The sequence below is a fragment of the Algoriphagus yeomjeoni genome, assembly GCF_003259505.1.
In the GTDB taxonomy this organism is placed as follows: domain Bacteria; phylum Bacteroidota; class Bacteroidia; order Cytophagales; family Cyclobacteriaceae; genus Algoriphagus; species Algoriphagus yeomjeoni.
This window is the reverse complement of the sequence record NZ_QLLK01000016.1, coordinates 30,801-47,237: the sequence shown is the minus strand read 5'-3', so window position 1 is coordinate 47,237 and position 16,437 is coordinate 30,801. Positions and strand designations below refer to the sequence as shown.

Below are 16,437 nucleotides of genomic sequence, written 5' to 3'. Positions count from 1 at the left end.
ATCACTTTTTTAAAAATTTATTTCCAATATGTCCTTAAAGTATTTCCCTACATTATTTCTGTCGCTTTGCTTTGCTTGCTCTTCTCCTGAAAAGGTAAAGAATGATAAAGAAATCCTAGCTGATCAACTGGAACACCATCTCAAAACAGAAGTACTTGACAAGTGGTACCCCACATCTATAGATACAGTAGATGGTGGTTTCCTGAGTAATTTCTCCTACGATTTCAAACCTGGAGAAAAGCAGGAAAAAATGATCGTCACCCAAGCACGGCATGTTTGGACAAACTCAAAAGCTTCGTTAAAATACCCTGAAATAGATCACTATAAAGAAGGCGCAAAACATGGCTATCAATTCCTCAAAGGTAAAATGTGGGATTATGAATATGGTGGATTTTATTGGCTAGTAGACAAGAAAGGAAAGCAAATCGGTAACCCAATGAAAACAGCCTATGGAAATGCGTTTGGGATTTTTGCATTAGCAGCTTACTATGAAGCCTCCAAAGACGAATCAGCTCTAGCTTTCGCAAAGGAATCTTTTCTCTGGCTGGACAAACATGCCCACGACACAATTAACGGAGGATATTACCAGCATTTAGCCATTGACGGCACGCCAATTTTCAGATCAGACTCTATCCCGTCCACTTCCGATTTGGGCTATAAGGATCAAAATAGCTCCATTCATTTGCTGGAAGCATTCACTGAATTGTATCATGTTTGGCCAGACCCAGTTGTGAAGGCGCGATTAGAGGAAATGCTTCTCCTAATAAGAGATCAAATTGTGACCGAGAAAGGTAACTTGACCCTTTTTCTTTATCCAGATTGGAAGCCTGTGACTTTCGTAGACTCAACTGAAGCAGTTATTCTTGCTCATCATAATTTGGACCACGTTTCATTTGGCCACGATGTGGAAACAGGTTTTCTGATGATAGAAGCCTCAGAAACATTAGGTTGGGAAAATGACACTACAACCCACCGAATTGCAAAAAAGATGATCGATCATGCGCTGGAAAAGGGTTGGGATGAAAGTGTAGGTGGTTTTTATGATGAGGGTTATTATTTCAAAGATGGCTTCAGAATTACTCACGACACCAAAAATTGGTGGGCACAGGCTGAGGGAATGAATGCACTTTTGCTTATGGCTGAACTTTATCCAGACGATCCACACGACTATTATGGTAAGTTTGAAAAGCTGTGGAACTATACCGACACTTACTTAATCGATCATGAGAACGGAGATTGGTATTCTGGTGGTTTGGACAAACAACCTGAACTTAAAACTGTAGGAAAAGGCAATATTTGGAAAGGAATTTACCATCATTATAGGTCTTTAGATCATTGCATTGAAAGATTGAGAGAAATAAGTAGACATGGCGAATAGAGTTACGAACCTTTTTAATAGTAAAGAATGAAGAAAATTACTTTTGTATTTGACCCGGAAACAGAGCAAAAAAAACTTGACGAGCTTCTAGAAAGACTTGACCCAAAGCCTGACAACCATGTCTCACTATCTGAATTGAAGGGTTCAAATTATTCCGAAAATGATTGCTTAGCCTGCTCCCTTTCCGACAAACAATTAAAAGAGTTAATAGAATCGCTTGGCAAGACTAAAGTAAAACTTGCCCTATTACCACATCCTGATGGGATTGAGAACAGAAAAGGATTTTGCATCAATTCTGACTTTGAAGATGCCTGGCAAGAAATACAAGAAGCTAAGGAAATCCCTGATTTAGAAACTATGCAGGTAAACGAGCAGATAGTTTTTAACTCGCTGGTCGTAGGTACTTCTATGAGTATCCTTTATTCCAATTCTACCTCCTCCTTTTTTGCGGGAATTAAAAAACGCTTTTCTCAACTAGTAAATCTTTTTCGAAGGGTAATACTTAAGCCATACACCATAACTTATCTTGATAAGAATGAGGAAGAAAAAACAGTTGAGACAGCCGCAATGGGGATTTTAGCGGTGGCCCATTGTGAAAGCAATTTCATTTTTCGGAGGGTTATTGAAGAGTCTGGATTAAATGATGGAAGAATTCACATTTTAATTTTGGCTCCCAAAAGCCTATTTGCTTTAATCCAGTTCGGACTCCAAAATCTATTTTTTCCAACACATGGAAGTACGCTTCCAAGTTTTGTAGGCTATATCTCCAGCAGTGAGGTAAAAATCAATTCGAAACAAAAGATTCATTTTGCACTTGATGGACAAGAAGGAGAAGAAAAAGAACTTATCATTAAGCTCACCGAAGACCCGATCTCCATTTTGCCTGGAAAAATCTTGCTTGAGCAAGAAAAAAAAGAAGGCCCTGCAGAGATAAATGCAAAGTCGCTTCCAACCGGAAAACTGAAAGAAGAATTACTTCACGGATATTTGCCATGGGTTCGTCACGCTACTGCAGAAGAATTCAAAGAGCTATTTTCCTTGTTAAGACAGAATGCGCAAACCAGTTCTAGCTACTTGGTTTTGATGGCACTTTCTACGATGATTGCGACCTTTGGACTTTTCGGCAATTCCGCACCAGTCGTGATAGGCGCAATGATCTTAGCTCCATTGATGGGACCTATTATTTCCTTGGCTATGGGGGCACTTCGTCAAGACGGGTTACTCATCAAAAACAGCATGATCACTATCTTTTGGGGAGTTGTTATTGGGCTGTTCTTCTCAATTCTAATTTCATTGATTACACCTCTGGAAGTTCTCAATGATCAAATTCTCGCCAGAATCCGACCAAATCTATTGGATTTAGGAATCGCAATTGCTTCGGGAGTTGCTGGCGCATATGCCTACTCTAAAGAGGAAATCAACAAAACGCTTGCTGGCGTAGCTATTTCTGTTGCTTTGGTACCACCTTTGGCTGTGGCAGGAATAGGTATAGGATGGCTAGATCCGGGAGTATTCGGAGGAGCCATGCTTCTCCTAGGAACAAACTTAGCGGGGATTGTCATGTCGGCCTCATTGACTTTCTTGATATTGGGCTTCTCACCTTTCCGTCTTGCCAAGCGCGGACTTATGATCAGCCTGGGAATTCTACTTGCTATCGCTTTGCCTCTTGGTTTGAGCTTTACTAAAATGGTCAATGAAAACTCGATCATTCAGGAATTAGCTGGAAAGGAAATCCCTCATGGAATACTAAGAGAAGTAAAAGTGATACAGTTGAATCCACTCCGCCTCTCAGTGACAATTCTTGCAGATAAAGTTCTCACTGCAGATGATTTTGATGAAATAAAATCTGAGATCGAAGAAGAAGTCGACCAGCCGATAGAATTAGAAATGACATTGGGAATAAGCATAGGAGAATCAGCTAAAAACGTAAAAAAAGAGGGTTTTTTTGAAGGAATCTGGAAGTCTTTCACTCAGTAGAAAGCAAATCACAATACCAAAACCCATACAGCTCAGGATCTTCTTGCTCATTTGAAAAGCACTGATCAGAATCGTCTTCAGTTTTTGGTGCCTCGTATTTCCTAAGTACGATTCCCCCTTTTTCAAAGGCAATCGGCTTACTGAAAATTGGTCCGTCGAATACGAACGTATGAAACTCACCATTTTCGCCGCAAGGATCGACATTGGATGGAAGGTCTTTCAAGAAGTATTCATCAATCACTCTGCCCACAAAGCTTTTATCCAAATATTTCTCGTTCACACAAGTGGTGATGGTCTTGAATCCTAAATCCAGAAACTCACGAATAAGTCTATCTGTAGGCTGTTTCCACAGTGGAAAAACACCTTTAATGTCTAATTCGGATAACTTATTCTCACGATAAGTTCTCAAATCTTCTAAAAAAATATCTCCGAAAATTGAGGTTGTGATTCCATCTTCCTTGATTTTGGATAGGGTATTTCGCATGGTTTCTTCGTAGACTTCCATAGAAGGCATATCTGGAACTTCCATTTTCACTAAGGGAATCCCAATACGTTCAGCTTGTTTTTCCAATAATTCTACCCGAACTCCATGCATGGATATCCGCTGGTATTTTTGACTGATACTTGTCAATAAACAAGCGATTTCAAACTCCCGTGACTGCTGCAATTTATATAATGCCAGTGCAGAGTCTTTTCCCCCACTCCAGTTGAAAAGTGCTTTCTCTTTGTTCAAAACTTAACTTTTTTGCTTTCCCAAAAGTAAACCCTAATGCCCAGAACATTTGGCTACCTGAAAACAAAAAACGGATATAAATTGCTTTATATCCGTTTTGGATTTGGTGGATAGTTATTCTTTTATTCTACTTTTCTTAATTCTTTTCTAGGAATCATTTCATCTCTTTGAGCTGTGTTGTACACGAATGAAGCAATAACCACGGCCATTTGCTTCAAGTCATCCAACTCCAATCTCTCAAACGTATCCATATTTGTATGGTGCGTTCGAGTGCGGTATTCTACAGGATCTTGGATGAATTGGAAACCTGGAAGGCTCAATGCATCAAAGCTCTGGTGATCCGTTCCTCCGGTATTGCTGATGGTGATCGTACGGTCTTCAACGATATCATCCAAAGGCAAAAACCACTCATTGAAAATCGGCTCAGCAGCAGCATTTCCTTGAAGGTAAATCCCACGAACTCGACCTGTACCGTTGTCAATATTGTAATACGCGGACAACTTTTCATGCTCAGGTTTCAATTCCATCGTCTCACGATCACCAAAATGATTCTTCACATATCCTCTAGATCCGTGAAGCCCTTGCTCTTCACCGCCCCAAAGTGCAATGCGTACAGTTCTCTTTGGCTGAAGACCTGTAGCTTTCAAAATCCTAACAGCTTCCATCATCACGATACAACCCGCTGCATTATCAGTCGCTCCACCTGCACCATGCCATGAATCCAAATGTCCACCAAGCATAACTACTTCTGATTTTAAAGTAGGATCAGAACCTGGAATCTCAGCGATCACATTATATCCCTGAAGATCATCAGTTCTGTAGCGGGTTTTCACTTCTGCTTCCACTTCCACTTCTACCCCATTTTCACTCAATCGAGCCATCAAATTCACATTTTCAGGCGCAGTTTCCAATTCAGGAATTCCTTCTGGGGTGTCTTTAATATAACCTCGGGGGCTACTTGTAAAAAGTGTGCCGTGACGACCATTTACTCCTTTGATGATCAAAGCTGCACCTTCTTCAGCAATAAACTCATTGACTTTCTGAGCCAAAGCTCTAGCAGCTCTCAAGTCAGCAATCATCTCCGGCGTGTAGCCACTATTTCCTCTCGGAGCTGGATGTTCCATACCATGCAGCTGTTCCGCTGTGAAACGTACAGCATCTGGTTCGTAGGTAGGCTCTTGGGTTCCAGTTGGCTTAATAGCCACAATAGCACCTTTGAGTTTGCCTTTGTATTTAGCAAAGTCATCTTCAGTTTTTATGTCAAGAAAATAAACCTTGCCACTTACTTCACCCTTAGTGCTTTCAGTCCAGGCTTTCGGAATAGCGATAAAAGGCATGTAATAAGGCTTAGTCATCGCAACGTAGCTCTTTTCCATTTCCCAGCCACGGCCAAATTCGCCCCAAGGCTCAGTTGCGGCATTTTCCAAACCCCAATCAGAAAGCTGCTTGACTGCATAAGTTGTAGCACGTTCGTAGCCTTCAGAATTGCTCAATCTCGGGCCAGCTTTGTCCACTAATTGAAAAGCAATCTCCTCTACTTTGGAATTTTCTAAGCCTTCTTTTTTGATTTTTTCAATTGCCTCAAGTTCTACTTGTTGGGCAAAAGTCACTCCGGCTAAAAGTAACGCCGGCAGGATTAATAATTTTCTCTTCATAAATATTGGGGGTTAAGAAATCGTTCTATCTAAATGAACTTGTGTAGAAAAATAAACTTCAGGGTGAAATTAACCTAAAAAACAGGATCATAAACACTGTTCATGTAAAAGTCAGTCAACAATCAATTTCGAACCCTGGGCATTTTCTTAATTTCAGGTATCTTCAAGAAATAACCGGTAGCCTCATAATTTTTTCAATCTTTTGAATAGATAATCTTCCCATCTACTACCGTCTTTTCTACGACAACCTGATGGATTTCCATTGGATCAATCGCAAACAAATCTCTTGAAAAAACGACCAAATCAGCCAAAAAACCCACTTTCAAAAGTCCTTTTCGGTCTTCCTCAAAGGATGAATAAGCACCCATCGAAGTATATGCTTTCATAGCCTCAAAGATGCTGATACGCTCCTGAGGAATCCAACCTTCAGCTGGATACCCGCTCGGGTTCCTTCGATTCACCGCATCGTGAATTCCTCTAATGGGATTCAAACTTATACATGCCGGCCAATCACTACTGAAAACCAATTTTGCATCTGCATCCAAAAGTGACCTCCAAGCAAATGAATAAGGCAATCGCTCCTCACCTACAGCCTTTGACCAAACCGTCGTCGTGCCAGGTTCCGCATGAATCGGCTCCATGCTTGGTAGTACTCCTAATTTTGAAAAGCGCGGAATATCATCAGGGTTGATCGTCTCAATATGCTCCACACGATGTCTTCTTTCCTTAGAATCATTTTCCAACATCGCTTTTTCATAGGCATTCAAAACTTCCCGTACGCCACGATCCCCTATGGCATGCGCATACAATCGGAAGCCTTTTGCATCCAATGTTTTTACTAACTTCTGATAGTTTTCTATGGAGAAATTCAACTGACCTAAGGCCAAAGGATCGGATGGAGGAAGATCTGAATATGGGGCTAACATTGCTCCGGTATGCCCCTCTATCACGCCATCAATCATGAATTTGATCGCATCAGCCCGGATCCAAGGATTGGAAACACCAACACTATCTTTCAAAAATGCAAAGCGCTCAAGTTGGCTTGGACTAGTCTCTTCAGAAACCGAAAATGCCGCTGCATAGCGAAGGGTAAGCTCACCATTTTCATAAAGAGTTTGAAATAAGCGAAGGTCTTTTTCCGAACCAGAGGCATTTTGCACAGAGGTGATTCCAAGCGAAGCCGCATACTCCAAGCCTTTACGAAGCCCGTCCAATTCATCTTCAAAGGTATCCTCAGGAACCAAATTACCTACCAACCCCATCGCATTTTCCTTTAAGGCACCTGTGGGTTTCCCGTTTTCATCTTTGACCAATTCTCCAAAACCAGTAAAAACCGAAGCTTCGTCCAATCCAGCCAGCTCCATAGCCTTTGGATTGGCATAAGCCGAATGTCCGTCATAGGCGCGGATAAAAACTGGGCGATCAATATCCAGCGCCTTCATTGTCTCATGGTCAGGCAAGCCCGATTCAAAAAAAGTGTATTGCCAACCTCTACCCGTGATCCATTCCTTGTCTGGGTTATCATCGATAAATTTCAAGGTACTTGTAATGGCAGCGTCAAACGTTTCTGCACCTGATAATTCCACTTGAGTCAAACCCATCGAACCACCTAAAAAATGGATATGTGAATCGTTGAATCCTGCAGTAACAAGTTTTCCCGCTAAATCCAAGACTTGGGTTTCTGGTCCAGCCAAGGCCAAAATAGATTCTGAATCACCAATGGAAATAATTAGGCTGTCTCGAATCGCAATTGCTTCCACAAAGGAGTTTTCGCTTTCTCCAGTCCAAATTTTAGCATTGTGAAGGATAAGTGTGGGCGGACTTCTTTCTGGTTTACATTGAAAAAATAAGAGACCTGAAAGGAAGAGAAGGAGGAGGCTACGCATGAATAAAATTTATCAATTGCTAGAAGTAGGTAACATATTTCTGATGGCTGAGATTTTCCACTTTCCCTTCACTGCCTCCACGACAAATGTGCTCCACATTTTCCGGATGGTTCCATCAGCATTCTTGATCTCATAGCGACAATCTACAAGTGCCGCTTCCTGACCTAAAAATCGAATGGATTCTACTTTGAGTGTTCGATCACCTGGATTTTCGGTGGAGCTTTCCATCATTCCTTTTACCGCTTCCGCGATCCCTTTGCGCCAAACTCCAGAGGAAACCAGCTGATCAATATCTTTAACCAATATTTCCTTCAGCAGCACTGTATCTTTGGTCTCCCTAGCTTTGGAATAAGAACTAATCAGGTCGATGATTTCTTGGGATTCTTCCTTTGTATTATTAGGGTTTTGGCAAAAAGCTGAAGAGGTGATGAGGAAAATGGAAATTACAAATAGGTAGATTTTCATGTTAATTAACTTTTCATTCTATCAATATTAAAATTGAGGGATAAATCTTCAAAATTTCATTTTAGCAACCGCAATAAGCGCTGACAATCCAACTTTCATTTTCAAGCATAATCTGATAATAGCAACCAACTTCCCTATCAATAGGACCATAGGTTACACCATCCTCGTACCATTCATTAGGAATCTCTGTTAAATCAGCATAGTATATTTTCTCAATCCAATTTTTCAGGTCGGCTACGTCAATTTTAGGCAAAGTCAATTCAGTAGTTAACCCACCTGCTTCATCACATTTATAAGAATAATAACTGATTCCAAAATGAAAGCTTTGTTTAAAAGAACAAATTCCATAATCAGGGTATTCAAAATTCTTTATTTCGAACTTTTCTGATTCAACCTTATAATTGCGAGTTAGGTAGAGATAAAATATATCCTCTACAAAATCACTTTTTCCTAAATCCGCTTTTAGTTCTTTGATATTAGGCTCGATAAGGCTAAAGTTTTGCGAATAACTCAATAGAGGAAATATCACAGCTATTAATAAAAGACCTAAAGACTTTCTCCTCATAGTTGAAAACAATACGTTTTAAATGAAATTTTTCTTCAATTCCTCCTCAGAAATAACTTCACCGGTATCTGATTCAGCAATTCGCTTCTCCAACTTCTCTATGAAAAGCAACTTTTCAATCAACTCCTCCATAGACATTTCCTCTGGGAATTGCTGAATGTGCTTTAACAGTTTTCGCTTCGTGATCATAACTTTCAATTTGAAGTAATTTACACATTTTCTAAAATACATAACATCTCAAGTTTCTCTAGGAGCACGACAACTGTTACTCCGTGAGAACTTTGTGATCTCAGCGGTAAAAACGTAAAAAAGCCACCCATTCCTGAGTGGCTTAAAAATTCAATTCGAGAGTCCAGCTTCTGGAGAAGCAGGACAACAGTGAGTTAGTTATCGCTTACTGATCTTCTCCTCTTAGTTTGAGAACTGATCCTTCCAATACATCTCCGATTCGAATCTGGCAAGCCAAACGTGAGGTAGGGAAATACTCAGGCAAGTTTTCCAATTGATCCAATTCAGGATCTGTGGCTTCTCCCAATTCGTCTTTGCCTTCCAACACTTCGATGTGGCAAGTGCCGCATAGCGCCATACCTCCGCAGGTAGCCAAAATCGGATATTCGTATGCTTTGAGGATTTCCATCAGGTTGAAGCCCATGTCATCTGGTGCTTCGCATTCCTGACGATTTCCTTCTTGATCTTCTACAGTGAAATTAACCATACGGCAAAAATAGAATTAAAATGAATTTACACCATTAACAGTCGTGTATTTGAAGCTCAATTTCTGATCTGGATACACGTATTTGAAAGCAGAATGCATCATAATCGCCGCTTCGTGGAACCCACAAAGGATCAATTTCAATTTTCCCGGATAAGTATTGATATCACCAATTGCATAAATTCTGTCCACCCCAGTTGAGTAATCGCGCGTATCTACCTCAATCGCATTTTTATCAATGCTCAATCCCCAGTCAGCTATCGGCCCAAGCTTTGGACTCAAGCCAAATAGTGGAATCAAATAGTCAGTTTCAATTTTGATTTCAGCTTTGCTCTTATCTACAAAAGTCACGGTATCCAATACTCCGTTTCCAGACACTTCCTTCAAATTAGCAGAAAGAATTAGGTCGATTTTTCCTTGGTTTGCCAAGTCAAACACCTTAGCAGCAGAATCTGGAGCTCCACGGAAAGTCTCATTTCTGTGTACCAAAGTCACCCTTTTGGCAACTTTAGACAAGAAAATAGTCCAGTCCAACGCTGAATCTCCACCACCTGCAAGAATTACATTTTTATCTCTGAAAGTCTCAGGATTCTTCACCATATAGGTAATTCCTTTTCCTTCAAAAAGCTCTAAGTTCTCAACCACTGGCTTTCTGGGCTCAAAACAACCCAAACCACCAGCGATGATTATTACCTGAGCATGCACATGTGTCTTGTCACTAGTAGTCACGATGAAAGACCCATCCTCCTGCTTATCCAAATGATCCACACGCTCGCCTAGCGTAAAAGTCGGAGAAAACGGCTTTGCCTGCTCCATCAGATTGTCCACCAAATCCTGCGCATTAACTTCAGGGTAACCAGGAATGTCGTAGATAGGCTTTTGCGGATAAATCTCCGAAAGTTGACCACCCACCTGAGGAAGGGCATCAATAAGGTGACAGCGCATTTTCAGCAAACCAGCTTCGAATACTGCAAAAAGGCCTACTGGGCCGGCTCCGATAATACAAAGGTCTGTATGGATCATGATTATTGAAAATTTGGGGCTTCCCCTGGTTAAAAATTTTCTTTATTGTTAACTATTTATTGGTCTAAAGATTCTCCGTTTAGATTCTGGTAAATCGTATCAAGAATCCTCTTAAACTCATCGAAATCATGGGGACTTAAATTCTCCCAAGCTTTCTCTCTAATATGAAGTATTTCTGGCCTCAAGGAAGAAACCTTAGAAACTCCTGATTCTGTCAAGTGCAACTGAAAACTACGACGGTCCTGAGGGTGTGGCATTCGCTCCACGTATCCTTTTTTGCAAAGCAAATCAATAATTCGGGTCAGCGTTGGATGGTCCTTAAAAACCAGATTAGCCAGTTCCGTCTGACTGAGCACCTCATTTTCTGATAAGTTTTTCAGTACCAACCATTGATCAACCGTCACATCAAAATCTCCTGATTTAAACTGTTGCTGAGCATATTGCTTCACCTTTCGGGCCGTGCGGTCCAATAGAAATGAATACTTGGAATATTGCTCTTGTGTCATACCAATAGTTAGTGTGACAAATATATAAAAAATATAAGTCGGGAAAACAATTCTCTACTATTTTTATGGGGTTTATGGGATTATGATTAGAAAATTGAAATATTGGAAAATTACCAATTTGAGATTTCAGAATTCAAATTTCAGATTTCCTCAATACCCGTATTTCCCCTGCCATTTCGAGCTCAGGTATCTTCTTAGCTCATTTTCCCTCGCATTCTCTCCGGGATCATACAGTTTCAAACCTTTGATCTCATCAGGCAAAAACTCCTGATTCAAGAAATTCCCAGGAAAATCATGGGAATATTTATAGGCTTTTCCATAGTTCAGATCATTCATCAGTTTTGTCGGCGCGTTGCGCAAAGCTAGAGGAACTGACAAATCACCCTTTTCTCTCACCAAAGCTTGAGCTTGATTGATAGCCATATAGGCAGCATTGCTTTTCTGAGAACTTGCCAGATATGTGACACACTGTGAAAGAATTATTCTGGACTCTGGATAACCAATGATTTTCACTGCCTCGAAGCAATTCGTTGCCAATAGCAAAGCATTCGGGTTAGCGTTTCCTATATCTTCCGAAGCCAAAATCACCAATCTTCTAGCAATAAACTTCACATCTTCTCCCCCTTCGATCATCCTTGCCAGCCAATAAACAGCGGCATTGGGGTCAGATCCACGGATAGATTTGATAAAGGCAGAAATAATATCGTAATGCTGCTCTCCTGATTTATCATATAGCGCCACTTTCTGCTGGGCAATCTGCATGACTTTTTCATCAGTGATCACGCATGGATCTTCGTTAATGCCATCAATGACGATTTCCAGCAGATTCAGCAGTTTTCGTCCATCTCCTCCAGAGATTCGTAATAGCGCGTCAGTTTCCTTCAGGTCTACTTGGATTTTCTTCAATTCCACATCCTGCTCCAGCGCCTGATGAATCATCGCTTCAAGCTCTGTTTTTCCTAAAGAATTGAGTGTAAAAACCTGACATCTCGAAAGCAATGCAGCGTTGACTTCAAAAGAGGGATTTTCTGTAGTCGCTCCAATCAGACGGATTACTCCCTTTTCGACAGCTCCAAGTAGCGCATCTTGCTGAGACTTATTGAAGCGGTGAATCTCATCTATAAAGAGAACCACTCCCTGCTGAAACTTGGCCTTCTCGATAACTTCACGAATGTCTTTCACCCCTGAACTGATCGCGCTCAGCGTATAAAAAGGCGCTTTGATTTCATTCGCGATGATATTGGCTATAGTAGTTTTCCCCACCCCTGGAGGTCCCCAAAGAATCAGAGAGGGAACATTTCCAGACTTGATGGCCTTAAATAAAAATGACTTGGGAGAAGATAGATGCTCCTGCCCGATCAGGTCTTCCAATCGGGTTGGGCGCATACGTTCTGCAAGAGGAGTATTGTTCATTTTGAAGAATCTAGATTCAAGAGGCAAGATAGGGAGAAATGAAAAAAGGCCTTCAAAGGCCTTTTAATTTGACAAAAGTTGTCCGACGGTTTATATATGTGAAACTCGTTTTCCAAACTCCTCCAATTGCTCATCTCCAAAATCCAGATGAGTCACAAATCGGACTAGATCTGGCCCAAACTTCACGGATTTGATCTGCTGGTCTGAAAGCTTCTTCATGAATTCTTCAGGTGTAACCCTTTCCAATCGCGCGATTACAATATTGGTAGCAACAGGAAAAACTTCCGAAACGAAAGATAACTTCAACAACATTTCCCCCAAAGTTCTAGCTCGTGCATGATCTTCCTTTAGTCTAGAAACATGATGATCCAAGGCATAAATCCCGGCAGCGGCTAAAAACCCTGCTTGACGCATTCCTCCACCCCAAGACTTTCTGACTTTTCTGGCTCGCTTGATATCAGCTTTTGAACCTAGAAGCAAAGAACCAACTGGACAACCCAGTCCTTTACTCAGGCAGATGGAAATCGTATCAAATTGTGCACCCCAGTCCGCCGGACTTTCTCTTGTTTCTGCCAATGCATTGAAAAGACGAGCTCCGTCTAAGTGCAATTTTAGTCCAGTTTCATTACATACTTTTCGAATCGGCTTGATTTCATCTAAGGTGTAAATACTTCCTCCACCCTTATTCATCGTGTTTTCAAGTGAAACCAAAGTCGTCTCAGGCGCATGTACATCGTCAGGGTTAATTGCAGCTTTGATCTGATCAGCAGTGATTTTCCCCAAATCACCTTCCAGCAACTTCACTGAGGCCAGGGAGTTTGCCATGATTCCTCCACCCTCATAGAGGTAGATGTGTGAATATTTATGGCAAATGACTTCTGTCTGTATACGGGTATGGAGTCGAATTGCGATCTGGTTGGTCATCGTTCCTGAAGGGCAATAAATCGCAGCTTCCATACCGAAGAGTTTGGCGGCTTTTTCCTCCAAAGCATTTATCGTTGGGTCTTCGCCGAAGACATCATCTCCAACCGGCGCCGTAAACATCGCTTCTTTCATTCCCGCCGTCGGTTTTGTAAGCGTATCGCTTCTTAAGTCAATTATCATTTCTTGAAATACTTGGATTTAGAACTTTTTGATGGAGCCAAAGTCTTGATGGCTGCTGCAGCTTCAATCGGACGATCTGTCGCCAAAATATCAGCGCCTTTCTGGACGAAACTAGTATAGAGTTGATCCCCTCTTGCGATTGCGCTTCGGTCAAGATTACCCAAAACACCTAAAATAGTGAACACTCCTTTTTCGTGTAGGGCCTTGTTGAATTCTTGCGGACGCTCTGCTACACCTGTAAAAGCAATCACCCGAGTCCATGGAATACCGGATTCTTCCAAGCGCTGAATTTCTTCAATGTTTCGTATTGTCACTGAAAGCATTAACTCGGGTGCCATATAGTGCAATTTCTTGGCTGCCGCAAAGGAATAGGTGATCAAAGCTGCATGAGCTTCTGATTCCGTTTCCCGTACTGCTTCGATGATTTTTTCATAGGGAACTGACTGCTTGATGTCCACTGTCAACAGTGCTTTCCCCTTGGACCAGATCAAAGCTTCTTCCAAAGTCGGGACTTTGAAATCTGTAATCGTTCCATCCTCGTCTTTCAAATAAAGCTCCTGAACCTCAGCATAAGTAGCCTCACTGACCAACCCTTTCCCAGTTGTCGTGCGATCCAGTTTATCATCATGCATCAGAACCAATACCCCGTCTTTGGTCATGGCCACGTCCAATTCAATAATCGTCGGAGTGTATTTCAGCACATTGGCAAAGGTCTCAATGGCATTCTCTGGAAATCCCGGATATGGACCGCCTCTATGTGCCGAGACCATCGGAATCCGATCGGAAGTCCAGGCATAAAAATCCCGGGCTTCTTCTACACTACTTAATTGGATGTAATGCTGAGATACTTCTTCTACTGTAGATTCTACCGCTGCTAACTCCTGTTGCTCTGCTGGCTTTTGGTTACATGAACCAAATACCAAGAGTAAAAACGGGATCCACAAAAACTTATACTTCATCTTTCTTTGATTCTTTTTTGAATATAAAATCCAGTCCACTAGCACGTTTTTCGAAAATATCCTCCATATCCTTAAGCTCTAAATTCAAAGCTTTCGTGGAAATCTGAATTTCAATCAGCGATATTCCTAAAGAAATTAAAAGCGAAGCCATGCTCCCAACGAAAATCCAATTCGCAATCGTAGTATAACCCCGGAAGAGCAAGTACATGCAAATGATGCATAATAAAAAGCTAAAAACTCCGAAGAGCTGCATGTTTTTGATGAGGGTAAGTCGACGGCGCAAATTATGGATCTGCTCTACGATGATTTCCTGATTGGAAGCTTCCACATAGTTTTTATGCAATCCTCGAATCAGGCTAGCTATCGCCAGAAAGCGATTGGTGTAAGCAAGCATCAGTAGTGTGATAGCCGAAAAAAGTAAGGCAGGCGTAGAGAGTTGAAGTTCCATAAATGTAAATATCAGCAATCAACATTAGCCTTGAAAGCTGCATGAACTTTAATTTACCTCTAGGACATATTTCAAAGAATCCAATGCTTCAGGATTATTGGGAGATATTTCTTCAATCCTAAAATCAAAGCCATTCTTGTAAATAATTAAAGGATAGACGGTTAAAAAATTTTCTCTTAAAAAATAAGAGGAGGTATCCAGATAAATATTTTTATCATCAAAAGTAAATCCCAGTCTACCAATATTCTTTTTAGATATTTTCCCGGTAAAAACTATTATCCCTTGGTTTATTTCCTGCTTATTAACACTAACAAACTCTTCGACTGTCGTAATGCATTCGGTACATCCTGCATTTGGAATAACCAATAAAAAACTAATATCTGGATTCTCATTAAAAAGATATCTAGCCAATTCATCGTTTTGTTTTGCACATGAAACTATAGCAAGCGCAACTATGATGAAATACCCATATTTCCTCATCAGTATTTCAGCTTATACTTTCCAAAAACCAAAATATCTTCATTCTCTTTTTCATATATAACCACCCTTCTAAATAGTGCACTATCTGTACAAAAAGCATCTTGATATAATTTTTGATGTGGAACTTCCCCTATCTTATTCAGAGAATCATCTAATACAATTGTAAGCACATAAACATTATCCTTGTTATTTGACAAAAAGCTTCCTGATTCTGAAGTTGCCAGTAATGGATTTGCATCCAAAGGAATACTCAATCCAACCGATGCTTCTCGAAGAAATACTTTTGAACTTGGCTCGTAAACTAGTTTACCGTATCTAGCTCCTTCGAGACTATGTCTTATCCGGCTTTGAATATCTCCATCTCCAGAGTAAGGAACATACTTTTTTATTTTTGAAGATCCCGCATACTTTTTTTCTAAGTTACCATCAATAAGGTCATAAATTAAAATGTTTTCGTTGTAGGGCAAAGATAAATACACTTTATCACCTCGTATAACAGCACTAGATGGTTTAGTCGCCATCATCCAATCTTCTATATATTCAATGGGCCATTCTATTTCAAAAGTCTTCTCTTTTGAATGAAAATCATATTCTAGTAAAATTTTGTTTCTTAATGGTAATACGTTTGGTGTCTGCCTTGCCAAAGTATAAAGTTTGGATTTATTAAATTCAAAAAAACTTATTCCTGATTGTATGGCTGGATCTCCATTATCCATGTCCAAAAATCTAATCTTCTCAATTTTTGTTCCTTCGTTGCTAATTCTGGTTACCTGTCCAAGTATTTCATTCACTGAAAAAATGCTGTCCAAACTATATACTTTAAATAAATCTACTCTTCCTAAGCCATCTGGACCTTCTTTGGCTAATGGAATTTTTTTCCAGTTCTTCTTTGTCTCTAAATCGTAAAAATAAATGGTATAAGTATTATCGTTAAAAAGATAAATAGAGTTGAGAGATGGGACAAAACCCACGTGTTTAGAATCTCGTCGAGTTAAAGAATCCAACTCAAAAATATAATATTCCTCAAGCTCAATCTGCACTGCCGAATCTTGCTGTTTAGAATTGCACGAGAAAGCTACAATTAATAGTGCAAATAGATACTTCTTCATACCTGGTTAAAGAATTAGATTAGA

17 protein-coding genes are annotated in these 16,437 nt (G+C 40.5%); 2 read left to right on the top strand and 15 right to left on the bottom strand.

Features of this window, described 5'->3' with window-relative positions; genetic code table 11:
- Positions 1–28 precede the first annotated feature (28 nt).
- The gene (locus LV83_RS19575) at positions 29–1,378 is read left to right on the top strand and encodes an AGE family epimerase/isomerase (protein ID WP_111613262.1); all 1,350 of its coding nucleotides are present in this window, start codon (positions 29–31) and stop codon (positions 1,376–1,378) included.
- A 27-nt stretch (positions 1,379–1,405) separates the two neighbouring features.
- Positions 1,406–3,355 (top strand): TIGR00341 family protein, encoded by a 1,950-nt coding sequence (locus tag LV83_RS19570; RefSeq protein ID WP_111613261.1) that lies wholly within the window; start codon positions 1,406–1,408, stop codon positions 3,353–3,355.
- On the opposite strand, the gene LV83_RS19565 is transcribed toward LV83_RS19570, so the two are convergent.
- The 15 genes from LV83_RS19565 to LV83_RS19500 form a co-directional block, all read right to left on the bottom strand.
- Positions 3,345–4,088, bottom strand: a complete 744-nt coding sequence (locus LV83_RS19565; protein WP_111613260.1) for a Dph6-related ATP pyrophosphatase — start codon at positions 4,086–4,088, stop codon at positions 3,345–3,347. The two genes, LV83_RS19570 and LV83_RS19565, sit on opposite strands and share 11 nt — an antisense overlap.
- A 122-nt stretch (positions 4,089–4,210) precedes the next feature.
- Complete coding sequence (locus tag LV83_RS19560) at positions 4,211–5,743, bottom strand: M20/M25/M40 family metallo-hydrolase (RefSeq protein ID WP_111613259.1); 1,533 nt, start codon at positions 5,741–5,743, stop codon at positions 4,211–4,213.
- A 194-nt stretch (positions 5,744–5,937) separates the two neighbouring features.
- Positions 5,938–7,629, bottom strand: coding sequence for an amidohydrolase (locus LV83_RS19555; protein WP_111613258.1), 1,692 nt, complete (start codon positions 7,627–7,629; stop codon positions 5,938–5,940).
- 12 nt (positions 7,630–7,641) lie between these two features.
- Positions 7,642–8,094 carry a YybH family protein gene (locus LV83_RS19550; protein ID WP_111613257.1) on the bottom strand — a complete coding sequence of 151 codons (453 nt, stop codon included), beginning with the start codon at positions 8,092–8,094 and terminating at the stop codon, positions 7,642–7,644.
- Between the two features lie 61 nt (positions 8,095–8,155).
- Positions 8,156–8,659 (bottom strand): hypothetical protein, encoded by a 504-nt coding sequence (locus LV83_RS19545; protein WP_111613256.1) that lies wholly within the window; start codon positions 8,657–8,659, stop codon positions 8,156–8,158.
- An 18-nt stretch (positions 8,660–8,677) separates the two neighbouring features.
- Entirely contained in the window at positions 8,678–8,848 is a 171-nt protein-coding gene (locus LV83_RS21505; protein ID WP_170124590.1) for a hypothetical protein, read from the bottom strand.
- Positions 8,849–9,053: 205 nt separating this feature from the next.
- The gene (locus LV83_RS19540) at positions 9,054–9,374 is read right to left on the bottom strand and encodes a 2Fe-2S iron-sulfur cluster-binding protein (RefSeq protein ID WP_111613255.1); all 321 of its coding nucleotides are present in this window, start codon (positions 9,372–9,374) and stop codon (positions 9,054–9,056) included.
- 15 nt (positions 9,375–9,389) lie between these two features.
- Positions 9,390–10,394: an NAD(P)/FAD-dependent oxidoreductase gene (locus LV83_RS19535; protein WP_111613254.1), complete on the bottom strand. Its 1,005-nt coding sequence runs from the start codon at positions 10,392–10,394 to the stop codon at positions 9,390–9,392.
- A gap of 56 nt (positions 10,395–10,450) precedes the next feature.
- Positions 10,451–10,900 (bottom strand): MarR family winged helix-turn-helix transcriptional regulator, encoded by a 450-nt coding sequence (locus LV83_RS19530; protein WP_111613253.1) that lies wholly within the window; start codon positions 10,898–10,900, stop codon positions 10,451–10,453.
- A gap of 150 nt (positions 10,901–11,050) precedes the next feature.
- On the bottom strand, positions 11,051–12,313 hold the full coding sequence (locus LV83_RS19525) for a replication-associated recombination protein A (protein ID WP_111613252.1): 1,263 nt from the start codon (positions 12,311–12,313) through the stop codon (positions 11,051–11,053).
- A 90-nt stretch (positions 12,314–12,403) separates the two neighbouring features.
- Positions 12,404–13,417 (bottom strand): threonine aldolase family protein, encoded by a 1,014-nt coding sequence (locus LV83_RS19520; protein ID WP_111613251.1) that lies wholly within the window; start codon positions 13,415–13,417, stop codon positions 12,404–12,406.
- Positions 13,414–14,376, bottom strand: coding sequence for a glycerophosphodiester phosphodiesterase family protein (locus LV83_RS19515; protein ID WP_111613250.1), 963 nt, complete (start codon positions 14,374–14,376; stop codon positions 13,414–13,416). The genes LV83_RS19520 and LV83_RS19515 overlap by 4 nt, the downstream gene beginning before the upstream one ends.
- Positions 14,366–14,824: a DUF2721 domain-containing protein gene (locus LV83_RS19510; RefSeq protein WP_111613249.1), complete on the bottom strand. Its 459-nt coding sequence runs from the start codon at positions 14,822–14,824 to the stop codon at positions 14,366–14,368. Before LV83_RS19510 ends, LV83_RS19515 begins: the two co-directional genes overlap by 11 nt.
- Positions 14,825–14,872: 48 nt before the next feature.
- The gene (locus tag LV83_RS19505; RefSeq protein WP_111613248.1) at positions 14,873–15,304 is read right to left on the bottom strand and encodes a hypothetical protein; all 432 of its coding nucleotides are present in this window, start codon (positions 15,302–15,304) and stop codon (positions 14,873–14,875) included.
- The gene (locus LV83_RS19500) at positions 15,304–16,413 is read right to left on the bottom strand and encodes a DUF4221 family protein (RefSeq protein WP_111613247.1); all 1,110 of its coding nucleotides are present in this window, start codon (positions 16,411–16,413) and stop codon (positions 15,304–15,306) included. The genes LV83_RS19505 and LV83_RS19500 overlap by 1 nt, the downstream gene beginning before the upstream one ends.
- Positions 16,414–16,437: the final 24 nt, after the last annotated feature.